General features: G+C 62.7%; 13 protein-coding genes, 1 tRNA gene and 2 pseudogenes. 11 read left to right on the top strand and 5 right to left on the bottom strand.

The genetic code is table 11. The features are described from left to right. The first annotated feature begins 97 nt into the window (after positions 1–97). The 7 genes from X728_RS141335 to X728_RS141365 all read left to right on the top strand — a co-directional run bounded on the left by X728_RS141335 (position 98) and on the right by X728_RS141365 (position 8224). Complete coding sequence (locus X728_RS141335; RefSeq protein ID WP_023832753.1) at positions 98–1525, top strand: helix-turn-helix domain-containing protein; 1428 nt, start codon at positions 98–100, stop codon at positions 1523–1525. A gap of 149 nt (positions 1526–1674) precedes the next feature. Continuing rightward, positions 1675–2574, top strand: coding sequence for a DUF2167 domain-containing protein (locus X728_RS141340; protein WP_031193251.1), 900 nt, complete (start codon positions 1675–1677; stop codon positions 2572–2574). 161 nt (positions 2575–2735) lie between these two features. After that, positions 2736–3689 (top strand): DMT family transporter, encoded by a 954-nt coding sequence (locus X728_RS141345; RefSeq protein WP_023751980.1) that lies wholly within the window; start codon positions 2736–2738, stop codon positions 3687–3689. Positions 3690–4115: 426 nt separating this feature from the next. Next, positions 4116–5213, top strand: coding sequence for a polyamine ABC transporter substrate-binding protein (locus tag X728_RS141350; RefSeq protein WP_023681872.1), 1098 nt, complete (start codon positions 4116–4118; stop codon positions 5211–5213). An 81-nt stretch (positions 5214–5294) separates the two neighbouring features. Next, complete coding sequence (locus X728_RS141355; RefSeq protein ID WP_023729070.1) at positions 5295–6434, top strand: ABC transporter ATP-binding protein; 1140 nt, start codon at positions 5295–5297, stop codon at positions 6432–6434. 9 nt (positions 6435–6443) lie between these two features. Further along, positions 6444–7409 (top strand): ABC transporter permease subunit, encoded by a 966-nt coding sequence (locus X728_RS141360; RefSeq protein WP_031195899.1) that lies wholly within the window; start codon positions 6444–6446, stop codon positions 7407–7409. Then, positions 7406–8224, top strand: a complete 819-nt coding sequence (locus tag X728_RS141365) for an ABC transporter permease subunit (RefSeq protein ID WP_023669326.1) — start codon at positions 7406–7408, stop codon at positions 8222–8224. The genes X728_RS141360 and X728_RS141365 overlap by 4 nt, the downstream gene beginning before the upstream one ends. A gap of 42 nt (positions 8225–8266) precedes the next feature. Here the strand turns inward: X728_RS141365 and X728_RS141370 are convergent, their stop codons facing one another. Further along, positions 8267–10120, bottom strand: a complete 1854-nt coding sequence (locus tag X728_RS141370) for an AsmA family protein (RefSeq protein ID WP_023692376.1) — start codon at positions 10118–10120, stop codon at positions 8267–8269. Between the two features lie 368 nt (positions 10121–10488). Here X728_RS141370 and X728_RS141375 point away from each other — a divergent pair, with 368 nt between their 5' ends. Then, the gene (locus tag X728_RS141375) at positions 10489–12459 is read left to right on the top strand and encodes an acetoacetate--CoA ligase (protein WP_023832752.1); all 1971 of its coding nucleotides are present in this window, start codon (positions 10489–10491) and stop codon (positions 12457–12459) included. 263 nt (positions 12460–12722) lie between these two features. On the opposite strand, the gene X728_RS141380 is transcribed toward X728_RS141375, so the two are convergent. Continuing rightward, positions 12723–16727, bottom strand: a complete 4005-nt coding sequence (locus tag X728_RS141380; protein ID WP_023832751.1) for a PAS domain S-box protein — start codon at positions 16725–16727, stop codon at positions 12723–12725. 324 nt (positions 16728–17051) lie between these two features. Here X728_RS141380 and X728_RS141385 point away from each other — a divergent pair, with 324 nt between their 5' ends. Next, complete coding sequence (locus X728_RS141385) at positions 17052–17510, top strand: phasin (RefSeq protein ID WP_023832750.1); 459 nt, start codon at positions 17052–17054, stop codon at positions 17508–17510. A 345-nt stretch (positions 17511–17855) separates the two neighbouring features. Then, positions 17856–17932, top strand: a tRNA-His gene (locus X728_RS141390). 462 nt (positions 17933–18394) lie between these two features. On the opposite strand, the pseudogene X728_RS1000000169510 reads toward X728_RS141390, so the two are convergent. The 3 genes and pseudogenes from X728_RS1000000169510 to X728_RS141405 all read right to left on the bottom strand — a co-directional run. After that, positions 18395–18537: pseudogene (locus X728_RS1000000169510) on the bottom strand (glutathione-dependent formaldehyde dehydrogenase); the annotation flags it as partial. 166 nt (positions 18538–18703) lie between these two features. Then, a pseudogene (locus tag X728_RS1000000171815) lies at positions 18704–18817 on the bottom strand (oxidoreductase); the annotation flags it as partial. Positions 18818–18885: 68 nt separating this feature from the next. Further along, positions 18886–19203 (bottom strand): hypothetical protein, encoded by a 318-nt coding sequence (locus X728_RS141405; protein WP_031195897.1) that lies wholly within the window; start codon positions 19201–19203, stop codon positions 18886–18888. Between the two features lie 473 nt (positions 19204–19676). On the opposite strand from X728_RS141405, the gene X728_RS1000000169500 reads away from it, so the two are divergent. After that, positions 19677–20021, top strand: coding sequence for a hypothetical protein (locus X728_RS1000000169500; RefSeq protein WP_081727320.1), 345 nt, complete (start codon positions 19677–19679; stop codon positions 20019–20021). The last annotated feature ends 243 nt before the right edge of the window (positions 20022–20264 follow it).

The following is a 20264-nucleotide window of genomic DNA, read 5'->3' as shown; positions in this document are numbered from 1 at the left end:
GTTTGACTGCTTGCCGCTGTAAATCTGTTATGATTGTAAAAAGATGGTGCGCCGTTCATCGCTCGCAAGCCGTGTAAATTCCTGTCAAAGAAAGCCGATGGCCGACCAGAAGATATTCGCCGGGCCGCGCATCCGCCGCATCCGCATCGCCAAAGGCCTGACCCAGACGGCGATGGCCGAGGGGCTCGGCATCTCGCCGTCCTATCTCAACCTGATCGAGCGCAACCAGCGGCCGCTGACGGTGCAGCTGATCCTGAAGCTGGCCTCTGTCTACAAGGTCGACCCGCATGAATTGCAGGGTGAGGCGAGAGGGTCAATCTCGGCCTTGAAGGAAGTGTTCGGCGACCCGCTGCTTGCCGGTGAACTGCCGGGCGACCAGGAATTGATCGAACTGGCCGAGGCAGCCCCCAACGCATCGGCTGCGATGATAAAACTGTTTCGCGCTTACCGCGAGCAGGCCGAGCGGCTGTCCGATCTCAACGAGCTTCTGGCGCGCGAGGGCCGCGCCACGGCGGCGTTCGGTGCGCGGCTGCCGATCGACGAAGTGCACGAGATTTTCGAGCGCCGGGCGAACCATTTTGCAGCACTCGAGGAAGAGGCCGAGGCCTTCACCTCGGTGCTCGACCCCGGCGACGATCTGTTCGGCGCGCTGAAGGCGTGGCTGAAGCGCGAGTATGGCATCGTCGTCAAAGTGCTGCCTGTCGCCACCATGCCGAACTGGCGCCGCCGTTATGACCGTCATTCGCAACGCCTTTTCCTGTCCGAGCGGCTGTCGCCGTTCGACCAGTTGCGCGAAGTCGCCATGGAGGCCTGCCTGATCCGCATGACGGTCGCGATCGCCAGCGAAATTCAGGCGCTGAAGCTCGGTACGGACGAAGCCCGCCGGCTCGCCCGCTTCGAGTTCGGCCGCTACGCCGCCAATGCCTTGATGATGCCCTATCAGGCATTTCATGCCGCCGCCGTGCGGGCTCGTTACGACATCGATGTGCTGCGCTCGCGTTTCGGCGTCTCCTTCGAACAGGCGGCGAACCGCCTGACCATGCTGCAGCGTCCTGGCTTGTCCGGAGTGCCGTTCTTCATGCTCGAGGTCGACAATGCCGGCAACCGCTTCCGCAAGGCCGGCGGACAGGGCTTTCCGCAAAGCCGCTTTGGCGGCGGCTGCCCGAAACTGCCGGTCCATGCCGCTTTCGCTTCGCCTGGCCAGATCCTGGTCGAGGCGGTGGAAATGCCCGACGGCGCCGAGTTCCTCTGCATCGCACGCACGCTCGAGGGGCCGCAGGGTTCGTTCTCTGAGCGCCCGCGCCGCACCGCGCTGCTGTTGGGCTGCGATATCGGCTTTCGCGACGAGATCGTCTATGGCGCCGGGCTGCCGGCAAAGGCCGGACAGGGCGCCGCCACGCCGGTCGGTCCCGCTTGCCGGCTGTGCGAACGCATCGGCTGCCTCGCCCGCGCCGAGCCGCCGGTGACCCGCCCGCTGGGCCTCGACGAGATGGTGACGGGCCTGAGCGCCTTCGATTTCCAGTGATGCTTCTCGGGCTGGAGGTCGCGGAAGACTGCAGCTGTTTGCGCTAAGCAATAGAGCGCGGCCCGAACCATCGCCGAACCAAATATTGATTAAGCATCGGCGCTGCGCTATCGAAGGTGAGCTGCAGGGCAGCCAAGGGGGGACGGCTTATGAACAGGAAAGCTTTGTGGCTTGGCGTGGCGCTTGCCCTTTTGGCGGGGCCTGTTCTGGCAGAAAAATCCTCGGAATTCTTCAAGGACTATCAACAGTATAGTGACGACGGCAAGGCATTCCTGGACAAGATCGATCCAAAGACCGGCGCGGTCGACCTTCCCGAAGGCATCCATCTCGATCTCAAGGACAAGTTCTATTTTCTGGGCAAGAAGGACGCGACGTCCGTCCTGACCGAGGCCTGGGGCAATCCGGCTGATACCGCGTCCGAAGCAATCGGCATGATCTTCCCGGCCAAGTACGAGCCCATCGCCGGCAACGGTTGGGGCATCGAATTGCGCTATGAAAAGATCGGCCATGTCGATGACGCGGACGCCGCATCCATCGACTACACCGAATTGCTGAGCAGCATGCAGGCGGACACATTGTCGGCCAACGATCAGCGGGTGAAGGACGGCTTTCCCCCGATCAAGCTGATCGGCTGGGCCTCGCCGCCGGTCTATGATTTCGTCCACAAGCGGCTGCACTGGGCCAAGGAACTGCAGTTCGGAGACGATACCGTCCACACGCTCAATTACGACGTCCGTTTCCTCGGCCGGGAAGGCGTCTTCGTGATGAGCTACATCGCTACGGTCGAACAATTGCCGGAGATCAAGCAGAGCCTGGACGAAGTGCTGGGCGTGGCGGACTTCAACACCGGCAAGAAATACACCGATTTTCTGCCAGGCACCGACACGGTCGCCGCGGTTGGCATTGGCGGCCTCATCGCCGGAAAACTCGCGGCAAAGGCCGGCCTGATTGCGGTCGCGCTCATCGCCCTGAAAAAGTTCGGCATTCTGCTGCTGGTACCGTTGGCCGGTCTTTGGCGCTTTATCCGCGGCAACAAGGGCACGTCCTAGAAACGGCGGTGTTTGCCCGTATGGCTGCCGGTTGGCGGTGCGCCAAAGGGAATGCCGGGCTGGATCACGTCCGGCGGTAGCCTATGCGCTAGGCGAATACGGCACGTTTCTGTCGTCCATTGTGCATTATGCCACCCCGAGATAGCCGACAGTCGCACCCCATGACCGATACCGCATCTTCTCCAATCGCCGCACCGCCGATCGTCTCGCCGCGCGAAGAGCGGGTCGGCTTGCTGCTGGTGTTCCTGTCGGCGCTGATGTGGAGCTTTGGCGGCACCATCGCCCGCTTCATCGACACCGCTGACAGTTGGACGGTGGTGTTCTGGCGCTCGCTGTGGGCGGCTGTGTTCCTGATTTGCTTCATGGCCTGGCGCGACGGCTGGCGCGGCATGTTGCGGCTGTTTCGCGACATGGGCCTGCCCGGCCTTGCCGTGGCCGTCTGTTTCGCCACGGCGTCGACGTGCTTCGTTGTCGCGCTCGCCTACACCACCGTTGCCAATATCCTGTTGATGCAGGCCGGTGTGCCGCTGCTGGCGGCATTGCTTGCCTGGGTGCTGTTTCGCGAACGCGTCGCCGTCGCGACCTGGGTGGCGATCGCCGCCGTCATCGCCGGCGTCGCCATCATGGTGTCGGAATCGCTCGACGGCGCCGTATCGCCCATCGGCGACGGGCTGTCGCTGCTGATCGCCGTCATGTTCTCGATTGCCACCGTCATCACCCGGCGCTTCGCCCATGTGCGCATGACGCCGGCGACGTGCCTCGGCACGATGCTGGCAGCGGCTTTCGCCGCATCGCAAGCCACGCAGTTTGCCACGTCGGCCCACGACATGGCTTTCCTGTTTGCCTTCGGCGTCATCAATCTCGGCCTGGGCCTTGCCTTCTTCGCCACCGGCGCGAGGCTGGTTCCGGCGGCGATCGCAGCACTCCTCGGCACGTTCGAGCCGATCCTCGGACCGATCTGGGTCTGGCTCGTTCATGGCGAGGTGCCCTCGGTGCGCACCATCATCGGCGGCGCGGTGGTGGTCGCCGCGCTGCTCGTCCATATCGCGCTTGAATTCAAGCGCCAGGCGAGGCCTGCACGGCCGGGGACCACCGGCCTGCCATCGCCTAATTGACCTGCCTTTCCCTTAGTTGAGCCCGTCTTCCCTAATTACGCCCGTCTTTCCCCAATTAGCGAAGCCGCACGCCCTATTGACCGAGCTTCCCCGCGCGGGCCATTGACAACCTTGCTGCGGCACGGGCAGGCTGGGGGCACGGCAACAACAAGACAGGCTTATCTTGCCAAGTGTCCCCGCCGGTCGGACCAAGACCGGACCACAGCGTCGTATCCCTGCCCGCGCCACGGCGAAAGCCTCTGACGGCGTCAGCGCGCCCGCCATGCGGGCACACAGAGCCATGATCTGCCGCTTGTCGAACCGCCCGGATGGCGCCGGCAGTTCACGCTTGTGGCTGCCCGGAAAGCTCAATACTCTGAAGCAAATGCCCAATCGCGCTCGAACAGCGACGACTTGGCGAAGGAACACTCATCAAAGGAGAACAGCATGATCCGCAAAGCGCTCTGGCTTTCGGCAACCTCGGCATTTCTGACGCTTTTCGCCGTCGGCGGCCATGCCGAGGATCGCGTCGTCAACGTCTTCAACTGGTCGGATTACATCGACAGTTCGATCATTGACGACTTCACCAAGGAGACCGGCATCAAGGTCGTCTACGACACCTTCGATTCCAATGAAATCCTCGAAACCAAGCTGCTTGCCGGCGGCAGCGGCTATGACGTCGTCGTGCCCAGCGGCAACTTCCTGGCCCGCCAGATCCAGGCCGGCGTGTTCCAGAAGCTCGACAAGTCGAAGCTGCCCAACATTTCCAACATGTGGGACACGGTTTCGGAGCGCACCGCCAAATACGATCCGGGCAACGAATATTCGATCAACTACATGTGGGGCACGGTCGGCATCGGCTACAACATCAAGAAGGTGAAGGCAGCACTCGGCACCGACAAGATCGACAGCTGGGATGTGTTCTTCAATCCCGACAGCCTGGCCAAGCTGAAGGACTGCGGCGTCTATGTGCTGGACTCGCCGGCCGACATCATCCCGGCGGCGCTCAAATATCTCGGCCTCGATCCGAACAGCACCTCACCTGACGACATCGCCAAGGCCGAGGAGACGTTGCTGAAGGTGCGGCCGTATATCCGCAAATTCCATTCGTCCGAATACATCAACGCGCTCGCCAACGGCGATATTTGCCTGGCGGTCGGCTGGTCGGGTGACGTCTTCCAGGCGCGCAACCGCGCGGTCGAGGCCAAGCAAGGCGTCGAGATCGGCTATTCCGTGCCCAAGGAAGGCGCCCAGATGTGGTTCGACCAGATGGCGATTCCCGCCGATGCGCCGCATGCCGCCGAGGCACTCGAATTTCTCAACTACATGATGAAGCCGGAAGTGATCGCCAAGTCGTCCAACTATGTGCTGTACGCCAACGGCAACAAGGCTTCGCAGCAGTTCGTCGACAAGGCACTGTTGGATGACCCGGCTGTCTATCCGGACGCCGAGACCCTGAAGAAACTCTATACGGTCCAGCCCTACGATCCCAAGACCCAGCGCCTGATCACGCGCAGCTGGACCAAGATCGTCACCGGCCAGTAAGCAACGCGACTGGTCCCGGCAGTCATCTGCCGGGACCATTCTTCTCTGGGGCAAGAAGCAAAAAACAGGACGGAGTGGGACATGAAATCGCTTGGCAGCATCCGCAGGGATTTTGCGCCTTGGACTGATCCGAATGCCAAGCCATATATTCAATTCGAGAACGTCACCAAGAAGTTCGGTGACTTCACAGCCGTCAACAATCTATCGCTGACCATTTTCGAGCGCGAGTTCTTCGCCCTGCTCGGCGCGTCCGGTTGCGGAAAGTCGACTTTGCTCAGGATGCTTGCCGGCTTTGAGGAGCCGACCGCCGGCCGTATCCTTCTCGACGGCCAGGATTTGCGCGGCATCCCGCCCTATCGCCGCCCGGTCAACATGATGTTCCAGTCCTATGCGCTGTTCCCGCATATGACGGTGGAAAAGAACATTGCCTTCGGCCTCAAGCAGGAAGGCATGCCGGGACCGGATATCGAAAAGCGCGTCGCCGAGATGCTGAAGCTGGTCAAGCTCGAGCAGTTCGCCAAGCGCAAGCCGCACCAGCTCTCCGGCGGGCAGCGCCAGCGCGTCGCACTCGCCCGCTCGGTCGCCAAGCGGCCGAAAGTGCTGCTGCTCGACGAACCGCTCGGCGCGCTCGACAAGAAGCTGCGCGAGGAAACGCAGTTCGAGCTGATGGACCTGCAGCAAAATCTCGGGCTCACTTTCGTCGTCGTCACCCACGACCAGGAAGAGGCGATGACCATGGCCGACCGCATCGCCATCATCGACAAGGGCGAGGTGATGCAGGTGGCGACGCCGGCGGAAGTCTATGAAGCCCCCAGTTCGCGCTTCGTTGCCCACTTCGTCGGCAATGTGAACATGTTCGAGGGCAAGGTCGCCGAGCGTGCGGCAAACACCACGCGCATCACCGGCGCGACAGGGGCCCAGATCGTGGTCGAAAACAGCACCGATACAAAGGCCGGTTCCGACATCGTCTTCGCCATCAGGCCGGAGAAGATCAAGGTGTCGTCGACGAAACCGGCCGACGCCGTCAATGCGCTTGAGGGCGAGGTCTACGACGTTGCCTATCTCGGCGACATGACCGTCTACCACATCCGGCTGGATGACGGGCAGATCATCAGGGCAAGCGCGCTCAACGCGGCGCGAGTCACCGAGGACCCGCTGACCTGGAACGACCGCGCCTGGGTCTCCTTCCGGCCGGATGCCGGCGTCGTGCTGACACGGTAGGGGGCGGCCATGTCCAACATTGCACTCACCGACGCCGGTCCATCGGCCGCGGCCAAACCGTTCCTGATGCGGCTCGGTGCCGGCTTTGTCAGCCGGCTCGTCATCATCGTGCCTTATCTCTGGCTGCTGTTCTTCTTCTTCATCCCGTTCATCATCGTCTTCAAGATTTCGCTGTCGCAGTCGGCGATCGCCATGCCGCCCTACACGCCGGCGCTCGATTTCAGGGACGGCGTGTCCGGGTTCTTTGTCCGCTTCCGCGAACTCAGCGTCGACAATTATGTCTGGCTAACGCAGGACGCGCTTTACTTCAAAGCCTATGTGACCAGTGTTATCATCGCTGCTGTCTCGACGATCCTGACCTTGCTCGTCGGCTTCCCGATCGCCTACGGCATGGCCCGCGCGCCGGCGACGATCCGTCCGACCTTGCTGATGCTGGTTATCCTGCCGTTCTGGACGTCGTTCCTGATCCGCGTCTATGCCTGGATCGGCATCCTCAAGCCCGAGGGTCTGCTCAATCAGATGCTGTTGTCGCTGCACATCATCAATCAGCCACTGATCATCCTCAACACTTACACGGCGATCTTCATCGGCATCGTCTATTCCTACCTGCCATTCATGGTGCTGCCGCTCTATTCGTCGCTGGAAAAGATGGATTACTCGCTGATCGAGGCGGCAAAGGATCTCGGCTGCCCGCCGACATCAGCCTTCTGGAAGATCACGTTCCCGCTGTCGCTGCCCGGGGTCATCGCCGGCTGCCTGCTGGTGTTCATTCCAGCGGTTGGCGAGTTCGTCATTCCCGATCTGCTCGGCGGCTCGCAGACGCTGATGATCGGCAAGACCTTGTGGAATGAATTCTTCGCCAACCGTGACTGGCCGGTGTCGTCGGCCGTCGCCGTCATCCTGCTGCTGCTCCTGATCGTGCCGATCATGCTCTTCCAGCAGGCCCAGGCACGCGCCCAGGAGCAGGACAAATGAACGCCACCTGGAGCCGCTTCAACGTCACCTCGGTCGTGCTGGGCTTTGCCTTTCTCTATCTGCCGATCGTGCTGCTCATCGTCTTCTCCTTCAACGAGTCGAAGCTGGTCACCGTCTGGGGCGGCTTCTCGACCAAATGGTATGCCTCGCTGTTCCACAATCAGGGGCTGATGGACGCCACCTGGGTGACCGCGCGTGTGGGTGTCATCTCCGCCACTGTGGCAACCGTGCTCGGCACGCTGGCAGCACTGACCTTGACCCGCTACACCCGCTTCCGCGGCCGCATCCTGTTTTCCGGCATGGTGTTTGCGCCGCTGGTCATGCCGGAAGTCATCACCGGCCTGTCGCTGTTGCTGCTGTTCGTTGCCGTCGGTCTCGACCGTGGCTTCCTGACCGTGACGCTTGCTCACATCACCTTGACCATGTGCTTCGTGGCTGTCGTCGTGCAGTCGCGCCTGGTGTCGTTCGATCGTTCGCTGGAAGAAGCTGCCTTGGACCTCGGCGCAACGCCGGTAAAGACCTTCTTTCAGATCACGCTGCCGGTCATCATGCCGGCCATCGTCTCCGGCTGGATGCTGGCCTTCACCCTGTCGCTTGACGACCTGGTCATCGCCTCCTTCACCTCCGGGCCTGGCGCCACCACGCTGCCGATGAAGATCTACAGCCAGGTGCGTCTCGGCGTGACGCCGGAAATCAACGCCGCCTGCACCATCCTGATCGCCGTCGTGGCGGTAGGCGTCATCATCGCTTCGGTCGCCAACAAGCGGCGTGAGGTGCAACGCCAGCTCGACGAACAGGCCGCGCAGCGCGGTTGATTGCGTCAAACGAGGGATAGGGCGGTCCCGGTAAGGGTCCGCCTATTCGCCTGAGACGCCGCGGCTGATCGGCGAGATGAACGGCGTGCTCCAGGTGCCGCCGACGAAGAATGACGACTGGTTGGATCCCTGCTGGCCATTGACCGGTGCCGCTGCCGGGTCGGCCTGGGTGACACCCCCCGAAAGCGCCAGCCCGCGTCCGCCGTAAGAGGCGATGCCGGACAGCCAGACCTTGTATTTCGCCGAATTGGCCTCGGCCTTGTCCAGCCTTGCCACACCCTTCGAGATGGTGGCCTTGAGCTCGGCGCCGTCCATCGGCAGTGTCCCGTCCGAGACGTCGTCGAGCGCGAAGAAGCCGCCCTGTTCCGTGTGCTTCAGAAATGCCGGCAAATTGAGCCCGCTCAGCGCGCCCGGCCCGAACGTCGCAGAGACCGAGCCGTCCGCGTTCTCGAAGATCGAGTCCCAGGATTTGCCCGGCCCTTTGAGAATGACCGAGACAGTGCCGGTGCTGGCCGGCACCAGCCGCGTCATTCCGGCCGCGGTGCCGAAAGCGGCGCCGTCAATGTCGGAGGCGAGCAGCCGGATCTCGACCTGCGAGCCCTCCGGTTTGCGGTCGAAACGCAGGCTACTTTGCACGTTGCCGCCAAAGGCCGACGCATCGGAGATATCGAAGACGGCAAGCCCGTTCTTCACCTGCGCCGTAGCGGCGACGTCGGCAAGCTGGATTGCGCCGGCCGAGGCATGTGCCGCTGACAGCCTCAGATCGAGATTGATCCGGTCGGCGAAGCTGGTGTCGATTTCGCCGGGACCGGTCTCGCCGGTCGGCGCCAGCGGCGTGAAGGCCGAAAACAGCGACCTGAGGTCGAGCGTATCGAAGGCGAGTGTGCCTGATATCACCGGCAAGGCGTCGCCGAACGAAAAATCCAGGGCCCCCATTCCCGGGTTGCTGTCGAGCGTCACCGCGGTGTTTTCGAATTTGACGCGGCCGGCGGTCGCCGTGATCTTGCTCGAAATCGAGACCGAACCGATCGCCGTACCAGGGGCAATGCCGGCCTGCGACCATTCCAGCACGCGCCGCAGCGAGGGCGCGGCGAATTTCGCCTGGCCATCGAAATAGGCGTTTTGCGACATGCTGGCCGTGCCATCGAACGAGAAGCTGGCCGGCGCTGCCTTGAACGAAAACGTGACCGGTGCGGCGCCGCCGGCAAACAGCACCAGCGGCTTGGGCGAGGCGGCATCGACGGTGACGCTCTCGCCGCGCCAGATTCCGGTCGCCGACAAGGTCGCGTTGCTGTTCATCGCTGCCCAGCTCGCCTGGCCGGACAGGCTGGTCAGCAATTCGACGTCCTTGCCGCCGATGGAGGCGACCATGCGGCCGTCCCTGAATTCCACTGTGCCGAACGGATCGGCGGGCAGCTTGCTCAGGTCCGGCTTCGTCGGATCGGCGTTGACTAGGCCGCGCGCCGTGTCGATGGAGCGGGTGATGCGTCCGCCCGTTGGTATGGCGGGCAGGAATATGCCGTTTGCGGCGCGCTGGACCCGGATTGTCGGCCGCACCAGCCGCGCCGTCGAAAACACCACATCGCCCTGCAGCGCCGCCATCGCCGAAAGGTCGACCTCGACCCGTTCGGCCTCGATCACCGGCGGCGCGTCGGTCTCGGTCCACTGGGACAGCGTGACGTCGCTCAATATGGCGCGGAACTTCGGCCACACCTCGATGCGCGGCGAACCGGCGATGGTGACCCTGAAACCGCTCCACGCGCTCATCTCCCAGGCGATGCGATCGCGCACGATCCGGGTCGAGGCAAACAGCGGCAGAGCGGCGACGACCAGCGCGATGACGAGCACGGCAACGCCGATCGCCCATATTCCGCGCCGGATCAAAGGTGATGGCATATTGCCCCGGTTGCTTTCATTCCGATAAAAATCGCCTGACGGGTGTAACCGCCAGTTGTCACCACGCCTTCCAGTCGTCACTACGACTTAGGGCTGAGGCATTTCAAGTCTTTATGGCCCGGCGATGGCAATTGCGAACATATGGCCGAGTTTTAGCGGAACAAAATCTTGCTCTGCCGCACGGTGGTAGGCATAAGCGATGCAGCTTCAGCCTGCTACGAGGCGCGGCGTTTTTGGGACAGCGGCGCCTGTAAAGCTGAGGCTAGTGCATGTCGCCCGGAAGAGTGCAGCGGTTCCGGGACAACGACGTGCATCAAAACAAAAGCATATCTATCTTGCGACGCGACGGGCTTCAAGGAGGATCGATCATGGCTGCCGAAGCACCGCTCTGGACCCCGCCGCAAGACCAGATCGACGCAGCACCACTGACCGCGTTCATGAAGGCAGCAGCGGCCAAAAGCGGCACATCCTTCGCCTCCTACGCCGACCTGCACCGCTGGTCGGTCGAGGATCGCGAAGGCTTCTGGAGCCTGCTGTGGGACTTTTGCGGCATTGTCGGCGACAAAGGGACCGATGCGGGCGAGACCGTGCTCGTCGATGGCGACAAGATGCCCGGCGCATCGTTCTTTCCCGATGCGACGCTGAACTTCGCCGAGAACCTGCTGAAGAAGATCGGTTCCGGCGACGCGATCGTCTTTCGCGGCGAGGACAAGATCGAGCGGCGGCTGTCGTGGAGCGAACTGCACCAGCTGACCTCGCGCTTTCAGCAGCTTTTCCTGTCGCTCAAGGTGAAAAAGGGCGACCGCATCGCGGCGATGATGCCCAACATGCCGGAAACCGTCGCCGCCATGCTGGCGGCCGCCTCCATCGGCGCGGTCTGGTCGTCCTGTTCCCCCGATTTCGGCGAGCAGGGCGTGCTCGACCGTTTCGGCCAGATCGAGCCGGTCATATTCATTGCGCCGGACGGCTATTGGTACAATGGCAAGGCAATCGAGGTAGCCGACAAGATCGCTGCCGTTGCGGCGAAGCTCGAAACCGTCCGCAAGGTCGTGATCGTCGACTATCTCGGTACCTCGCGCGATATCGCAGCGATCATCGACAAGGCCGTGGCGCTCGAAGAGGCGCTGTTACCCTTTACCGCCAAAGCGGTCACGTTCGAGCGGCTGCCGTTCGCGCATCCGCTCTACATCCTGTTCTCGTCAGGTACCACCGGCATTCCCAAATGCATCGTCCATTCGGCCGGCGGCACGCTGGTCCAGCATGTCAAGGAACACCGGCTGCATGCCGGACTCATCGAAGGCGACCGCTTCTTCTACTTCACCACCTGCGGCTGGATGATGTGGAACTGGCTGGTGTCGGGCCTGGCCTCGGGCGCCACGCTGCTGCTCTATGACGGCTCGCCCTTCCACCCCGACGGCAATGTGCTGTTCAGCTTCGCAGATGCCGAGAAGATGACCTTTTTCGGCACTTCGGCCAAATTCATCGATTCCGTACGCAAGGCCGGGCTCAAGCCGATCCGCAGCCATGATCTGTCGTCCGTGCGGGCGATTTCCTCCACCGGCTCACCGCTGTCGCCGGAGGACTTCCGCTTCGTCTATGACGGCATCAAGAAGGACGTGCATCTGGCCTCGGTTTCCGGCGGCACCGACATCGTCTCCTGTTTCGTGCTCGGCGTACCGACGCAACCGGTCTGGACCGGCGAGATCCAGGGTCCCGGCCTCGGCCTTGCCGTCGATGTATGGGACGATGACGGCAAGCCGATCCGCGAGCAAAAGGGTGAGCTGGTCTGCACAAAAGCGTTCCCGTCGATGCCGATCGGCTTCTGGAACGATCCTGAGGGCAAGAAATACCAGGCCGCCTATTTCGAGCGCTTCGACAATGTTTGGTGCCACGGCGACTTCGCCGAATGGACCGCGCATGGCGGCATGATCATCCACGGCCGTTCCGACGCGACGCTCAATCCGGGCGGTGTGCGCATCGGCACGGCGGAGATCTACAATCAGGTCGAACAGATGCCGGAGATCCTTGAGGCGCTGTGCATCGGTCAGGATTTCGACAATGACGTCCGCGTCGTGCTGTTCGTGCGGCTGGCCGCCGGCGTGACGCTGGACGAGGATCTGGAAAAGCGCATTCGTTCCAAGATCCGCAGCGGCGCCAGCCCGCGCCACGTGCCGGCAAGGATCGTCGCCGTCAGCGACATTCCGCGCACCAAATCGGGCAAGATCACCGAGCTTGCAGTGCGCGACGTGGTGCATGGCCGCGCCATCAAGAACAAGGAAGCGTTGGCCAATCCAGAGGCGCTGGAGCTGTTCAGGAACCTGCCGCAGCTGGCTGAGTGACGCGGCCGGGATGGTTAACCAGACATGTCGGTCGAATTTACCTAGATTTCATGAGTGGTACACATTCGTAAATTTTTTGGACGGCCGGTAAGGAGTTGTTAAGGCCCGGCGTCGATAGTCGCACGTAACTTGAGGGAGAAATCCCGTTCCTCGTCCCCTGAGGATCAGATTCGCTCAAGCCCCGTTGTGACAGCAAATCCCATTTAAGGCGTCCTGTTGGACGCCTTTTCTTTGTCCGGGATTCTCGCCCGGAAATCGCCGGCCTATTCGGCCAGCACCCGCGTCGACGGGAAGGCGACCTCGACCAGCGTCCCTTCGCCCGGCGTCGAGGTGATGGTGAAGCGGGCGCGGTTGGCTTCCACCATCGCCTTGGTCAGCGGCAGGCCGAGACCGGTGCCGTCGCCACGCCCGCGCTTCAGCGCATTGATCTGCTTGAATGGCTTCAGCGCCTGCTCGATCTCGGCATGGCTCATGCCAATGCCGGTATCGCGCACCCGCATGACAACGTCGCCGGACGTTTCATAGGCGGTCGACACGATCACCTGTCCGCCGGCTTGCGTATAGCGAATGGCGTTGGACAGGATGTTGAGCGCGATCTGGCGCACGCTTCTGAGGTCGGCGACGACTTCCGGCAGTCGCGAGGCGAAGCTGGAGCGAATGATGACACGCTCGCGGTTGGCCTGCGGCTGCATCATCGCCACCGTCTCGGCCAGCGTATCGTTGAGCGACACCGCCTCGTAGTCCATTTCCTGCTGGCCGGCCTCGATCTTCGAAATGTCGAGGAGGTCATTGACGAGATCGAGCACATGGTTGCCCGAGCGGTTGATGTCTCTGAGATAGTCGCGGTAGCGGTCATTGGCTACCGGGCCGAACTTCTCGTCCACCATCAGCTCGGAAAAGCCGATAATGGCGTTGAGCGGCGTGCGGATCTCGTGGCTGATGCGGGCGAGGAAATCGGTCTTCTGCGAGGAGGCGCGCTCGGCCACCGCGCGCGCCTGGGTCAGATCCTCTTCAGCCCGCTTCCACTGCGTGATGTCGCGCACCACGGCGCAGAAGCCGCTGTCATTGGGCAGCCTGCCGATGGTCATGAACAGCGGGATGAAGCGCCCTTGCGCCTCGCGCCCGATCACCTCGCGGCCATCGTTCATCACACTCGCCACGCCGGGCTCGGACAGGCCGTTCAGATAGTCGCGCGCCGCGCGCTGGCTTTCGATGGCAAACAACGAGGCGAACGGTTTACCGGTGACGTCGTCGCTGTCGAAGCCGAACAGCGCCTCGGCCGGCCGGCTGATCGAGCGGATGTCGCCGTCGCGGCCGATCAACACCACACCATCGGTCGCGGTGTCGATGATGGTGCGCATCTCGGCAATGCGCGCTTTGAGTTCGGAGACATCGGGCTGCGTCTGCTCCTCGGCTGCGAGATGCGCAACCATCGGCGGCTCGTTATCGCCGGTACGTCGCACCACCAGCATCAGCGCCTTGCCGGCGCGCCACGGCACCGAACGCAAAATGGCTTCGATCGGAAATTCCTGGCCCTCGCGCGTCTTCAGTTTGAGTGTGTGGTCGCTTTCGCCGGCCGTTTCTGAATAGGGATCGGCAAACAGCGCGTCGAGCCCGCCGGCGTCGCTCAGATCCTCAAGCGTGTCATAGCCGGTCAGGCCGAGGAATTCCTCATTGGCGTAATGAAGCTCGTCGCCCGAATGGATGAGCAGCGGCACCGGCAGCTTGCCGAGGATCGACGTGTCAGGGGCCTTGTGTTCATCTCCGGCCGAGAATGCCGAAGGCATGAACCCCTCAAGCTTGAGCGGCGGCACTTTCAGGCGCTGTGGTTCTGCCGGCACTGTGTCCGCATCGCCGGCCTTGTTCCCGTCTTCCACGGCGGAATCGGTCGCCTCGTCGGACGGCGCCCAATCCTCATTGTCCTCGGCATCGCGGAAGTCGGCCGACGTCATGCTGTCGTCTTCACCGGCATTGGCCGGCGTCTCGGCAACAACCGGCTGTGGCTCTGCGGCCTCGACGATCTCTTGGGCTTGCGTATCATCCGGTTCGGAAGCCGGCGCAAGTTCGTCGTTGGACGACGTTGCTTCCGTACTGTCTTCGGTGACGGAGCCTGGTTCGGGATCGGCATAGTCGAGCAGGGAGCGCGACACTGTCGGCGCCTTCGCCTCGCCTGCTTCGCTGTCCGCAAGGCCGTCGTCCGGCTGCTCGCCGTCAAGCCGCGTCAGGTCCTTTTCGTCCTCGGCATCGCTTTCCGGCGGTTCGGCCTCAGCCGTTTCGCTTTCGGGTGCGGCTGCCGATGGTTCAGCCACGGCAGCCGGGCCGGCTTCGTCCGGACTCGAGACCTCGGCGGGTTGTCGGGCTGGCGCGGCTGTTTCAGCCTGGTTCGCCTCGACATGATCCGGCTTGAGCTCATCTGCCTTGGCCTGGTCTGGCGTTACCTGATCCGGATTGGCCGGTTCGGCCTGCTTGGCAGTCTCCGGCTGCTCCGGCGGGGGATTGTCCTTCTTCAGCCGCTCGCCGATTTCGCGGAAAGCGCTGCGCTCCAGCGTCGACAGGCCCCTCTCGCTTGTCGGCTGCTTGTCGTTGGCGGGCTGCCGATGCTCGGCCAGCCGGATGACCTTGTCGGCAAAACGACGTTCCTGCTTCGGCACGATGGTCAGCGCCGGCACTTCGCCCTCGAACGGATCGGCCGCCTTGGGAGCTTCCGCCACGGGCTGTTCCGGGGCCGGCTCAGCTGCTGCCGCTGGCGCGCCATTGGGGACCAGCGCCATGCCGATTGCTTCCGGATCGACCACCGCATCGCCGGCGCGGGCGACGCCGAAACCACGAAAACCTTCGAAGGCGCGGCTGCGGCCATAGACAGGCAGTGCTGCCAGATCGACCGGTATCTTCAGGTCGGAGCCGGCAACCGGCCACAGTACCGAGCGGCCCGACCAGGTGTCGCGCCGTTCAAGCAGGCCCGCGATCTCGCCCGAGGCGTCGAGGCCGAAAGTTGTCGCGACGTCCTTGAAGCGGCGGCCGATCACGTCGGCGGCGGCTTTGCCGACAATGTCGCCGAATTCCGGCGACAGCGCGCTGAACTTGCCGTCGGCGTCGGTGCGCCAGACGAAGCGCAGCGGCGGCGCCGAGCGGTCGACCTCACGTTTGGCGGGAGGCGTTGCCGGTAGGGCTGCGTCAGACGGCAGGGCGGGCGCAGCGGCACTGCTGTCCAACTGCGCACTCTCGGCCGGGGAAACAGAGTCCGGCTCGGCCTGCGCCGGGCTGTCCGGCTCGCCCGCCTGCGGCTCTTCGCCGGCATGGAAGTACCAATGATCATGTTGCGCCGGCGCGCTGTCATTCGCCGCCTGCTCGCGGCCGGTCGTCTGCTCGCGATGGTCCGCCTTTGTATCGGTTGACGCCGAAGCATCATGCTCGGTGGCAGCCGGACCTGTCTCCCCAACATCAGGCGCGGCCGCGAGTGGGGCGCCCTGATTCCCGCTTGCGGTGGGGTGGTCAGCCACCGCATCCACCGTTACCGCGTTCTCCGCGGCGGCTTGCGCCGGGCCATCGTCGAGCTGCGCTGCAGCAGGTTCGGCATCCAGCTCGCCGACAGGATTTTCCTCACCGAGCTGATCCTCGTCGATGACCACCAGCAGATGCCTGGACTCGGTCAGGCGCGCGAAGCCGGCCGGATAGGACGTGGCGCCGCCGGGGACCAGGCGCTTGACGATGCGGTCGTCCTGGCTCGCCACGTCGGCGACAAGCGCGGCCAGCGTCTCAGGCCGGATGGCGAGCGCGCCAAAGCCATCCGAAGCCGCCTCGACAGTGCCGGCGGCGTCGACAAAGGCGATGAAATGGCCGTCTTCGGTAAAGCCGCTGATGGCGCGGGCCGCAATGTCGGCAGCACTGCGCGAGCCGGCCTGCGCTGCCGGCACCACCAGCATAATGGCGCTTTCGCCGTCCGGCATAGTCACCGCACTGGCCAGGAAGCCGACGGCGCGGCTGGTGATGCCGGTCGCCAGCCGTACCGTAATGGCGCGGTCGCTGCCGATCTGCGGGAAGCCCGCGGTCGCCATGATCTGGCGCCTGGCGATCAGCGGCAGCTGAGCCGAGGCGCCGATGATGGCCTCGATATCGGGATAGCCGAACACCGCAGCGCCCGGGCCGTTGGCCCAGATCACCTGTTCGAGGTCGGCCGACATAATCGCGATCGCGTCGCCGGCGGCGAAGCGCTGGCGAACCGCATCAAGCACGGCGACATCGAGGAAAGAGTAGTTCTCGGAAGGCATGCGCTTGGCGGACCCTTTCGGTGAAACCTCTTGGCGAACCCCTCTTGGCGAACCTACAAGGCGGGCAATTTGCAGTTAACGCTTTGTTAATAAAAGCCCGCGCGGCGAAGGTCCACAAGCCATGGCGGGAAGCAGGTGGAATCTCTGGCCACTTGGTTAACAGCCTCTCGGAATGTCCCTGGATAACCTCTTGGGTGACGCATGGGAAGAAATTTATGGTGCACTGCAACAAAGATATTGCATCGCACAAAAAAACCGCTATATTGCCATCATACATGAACGAGACGGCTTTTTGTCAAAGCCGCTACCACGAAAGGATGGAAAATGACCAAGGCCAAGACCGCTGAGACCATCGAAAACGTCGAATTCCCGAGCTTCGACGCTTCCAAGGCAACCGACCAGATCCGCGCTTTCGCCGAAAAGGGCGTCGAGCAGTCGAAGGAAGCCTACTCCAAGCTGAAGACCGGCGCCGAAGAGACCCAGAAAGTCCTGGAATCGACCTTCGAGACTGCCAAGACCGTTTCCAGCGACCTGTCGCTCAAGACCATCGCCGCTCTGCGCGCCAATGCCGAAGCCGGCTTCTTGCATCTCGAGGCCCTCATCGGCGCCAAGTCGCTGTCGGAAGTGGTCGAACTGCAGACCGCCTTCCTGCGCAAGCGCGTCGAGACCACCGTCGAGCAGGCCAAGGACTTCCAGGCTGTTGTGTCGAAGGCTGCCGAAGACGTCTCCAAGCCGGTCAAGACCGCTTTCGAGAAGGCCCTGAAGGACATCAAGGCCGCCTAATAATTGCGCACAACTCTGCGATGCATCAAAACGTCGCATTTCGTCAGACAAATAGGTGTGCGATAGAGTTGTCCAAATGAATACCCGGCGAGTGGAACCTCCTCCCTCTGCTCTCCGGGGTGACCAGCCAGCACCTTCTCCCGCTGGCTCGTAACAGGAAAAGGCCGGCACCTCCTCCCGCCGGCCTTTTTCTTTTGCCGAAGAAACCAGCGTCTGTTGGCAGACCGGCTTTGCCTTATCAAAGGCCTTGAATTAGTGTCTGATAGACCGTATTGGACGCATCGCCGAACGACAGAGCGGATCTCGGAGAATGAATTTTCACCACGATCTGGCTCAGGCGAACGTGCCGTTGTAGCTCAGATGGTTAGAGCGCCGGATTGTGGATCCGGAGGTCGCTGGTTCGATCCCAGCCAACGGTACCACCGAATTTCCCGCTAAGTATTGATTGCCGATCCCGCGATCCACGAGAGATCAAGACCTGTGTGCGCTGTCGGCAGGGCAGGAAGACCCTGACTGCACACACACCGCGGTGCGGATACCCGCGCCGCAGCTTAGGTTTCATTTTACTCCAGCGGTTCGTCGGTCGGCCGAGGCGTCGTGCCTGCCTGATGAGGACGGCCGGCATTGCGATTTGCAACGCGGCTGTCGAGCGGCGATCTGGACGCTTGCTGGGCGCCAGCGGTCTTGGGCGCCGTCGGCCTGGCGCCGGAATCGCTGTCTTCAGCATCGCGAGGGGGATGTGGCAGGCCGGCGGCCTCAGGCGATCTGACCGAAGGTGTGGCGGCCGGGTTTGTCGATGCGGGTTTGTCCTTGGCCATTTTCAACTCTCGCCTTTTCAGCATGCAGACGGCCGGACAACAAAGTCGGGCCATTGGACAGAACGGTCAGCCGTGCGGGCGCATCACGACTTTGATGCAGCCGTCCTCCTTGTCACGGAAGGTTTTGTAAAGTGCGGGCCCGGCCTTGAGGCCAGCCGATGGGTGATCACGAATGACGGGTCGATATCGCCGTTCCGAACTTTCTGCAGCGATGTCGCGTTCATCCTGGATCGTCGGATCGGCCACCTGTTCGCAACGTATGTCGCATTTGCCGTGCCATGTCAGGGCCTTCATGTGCTGTTCCTTGACGACAAGCTCTGCGAGCCCGAACTTGGCTTGATGTGAAATGTTCCCGCTTCGAACGAGCATCCGGCCTCAACCCTTGGCGGCCGAGCCGGGTTCGGCCATGCCGCAATGCTGCTCGGTCAGGGTGCCGGCCGGCGTGCCATGCGCCGCTGCAACCTGCAGCTTGTTTTTCCAGCCGCTGATCGCCTGCTGCCACGACCGCATCCCTGATCGCTTCGCAGGGCAGAGGTTTGGCGCAAGCGCAGGATCTGCTATCGCGCCAGAATCGCGGCGACAACGAACACGACGGCGGCAACGACGACAAGCGCGACAATGGCCAGCACCGGGCCGTTTTTACTCGGGGCCGGGGCGCGCTCGTCGTCCGGCCGCCGCATCGCATTGGCGAAGCTTGCTTGATTAGCGAAAGCCGGCGTGCCCGTCGCTGCGGGAACCGGCACGGCGCAGGTGTCTGCTGCTTCGGCATCGGTTTCCATAGGCGCCGCCGCCGGGTCGAATCCCGGCGTCTTGTCCTCTGTCACCCCAGACTGAATATCGCCTCTGTCTTCGGCCGGGTTACGTTCGACGTTCATGATGATGCTCCTGCCGCTGGCCCGGGCTTCCCCAACCGCGAGCGGATCAGGATGTTCCATCGGGCGGAATCGCCAACAACGAGGAGCAAATTCAGATAGCCTTCAAACAGATGTCCCTGGTGGCAACGCGGGCCTTGCAACCGGTCAGCACCGGATTGGTGGTCTCGTTGTAGTCGGCCATGGTCGGCAACGCGGCAGATTCGGCAAAGTTCCAGTCTGGCTCGCAATGCCCGCTTACGCACACCGCCGCTCGTTGACCTTGAGCTGGCTCGTTCCAGCCACTCCAACCCAAATTGCCAGTCCGGCTCCCGGCGGCGCGCTGTTTGGATTCCGTGGGAACATCAACAGCGCCAGCGAGTTCGGTATGTGCAGCGAGTTCCCTGTTCGCCGCATGGCCAACATCCGGAGCTCTTGACTGCCCGCGTCTTCGCTCCTGGAGCGCGGGCCACTCCTCTTAGCCCAAGGTTGCGATCATGAGCAGAAACATTCCGGAAAAGCGGGCCAGGCAGGGTGGCTTGGGGCGACCGGTCCTTGGCGTGCTCTTGGCAGGCCTTGTCTTGGCGCTCGTCGCCTGGGGGATCGCTGAAATCTATGGCGAGCAGGCTAAGACACCGGCGACACAGCAAAACAGCCGGGTTCCATCGCCAGATACTTACAGCCCAAATCCTGGCCAAACGGACCCTGCAAACTCCAAGGCCGACGATGTGAATGGCGAACCGGTGGACCGGAATCCCAAGCTCGACAAGGATCCCACGCCGCGATCAAGCACTGGCGGGGATCAGCCAGGAACGCCGCCAGCTCAACCTGCTTCGCCATAGCGTTCGCACTAGTTGATAAACACAATTCAAACAGATGCGGAAATGTGGAGCGGCGATTTCAGCCAATTTCAAGAGCCGGGTCTGTCAATAATCGCCGGCGCTCTCTGATAGCTGGGGAGCCACAAAACCTGGTTGTGTGCGTCAAGTTCTGCAAAATGGGGCAGCCACGATGCTGGTCATGCGGCTTGGCGCAGAGCGAGCTTCTTGTGCTCGCGCAGGTCGTCCATGTTGATGTATCGGTTG

The organism is Mesorhizobium sp. L103C119B0 (genome assembly GCF_000502235.1).
Lineage (GTDB): Bacteria > Pseudomonadota > Alphaproteobacteria > Rhizobiales > Rhizobiaceae > Mesorhizobium.
Note: the sequence above shows the minus strand (reverse complement) of the source record. Positions and strands in the feature narration are given on the sequence as shown.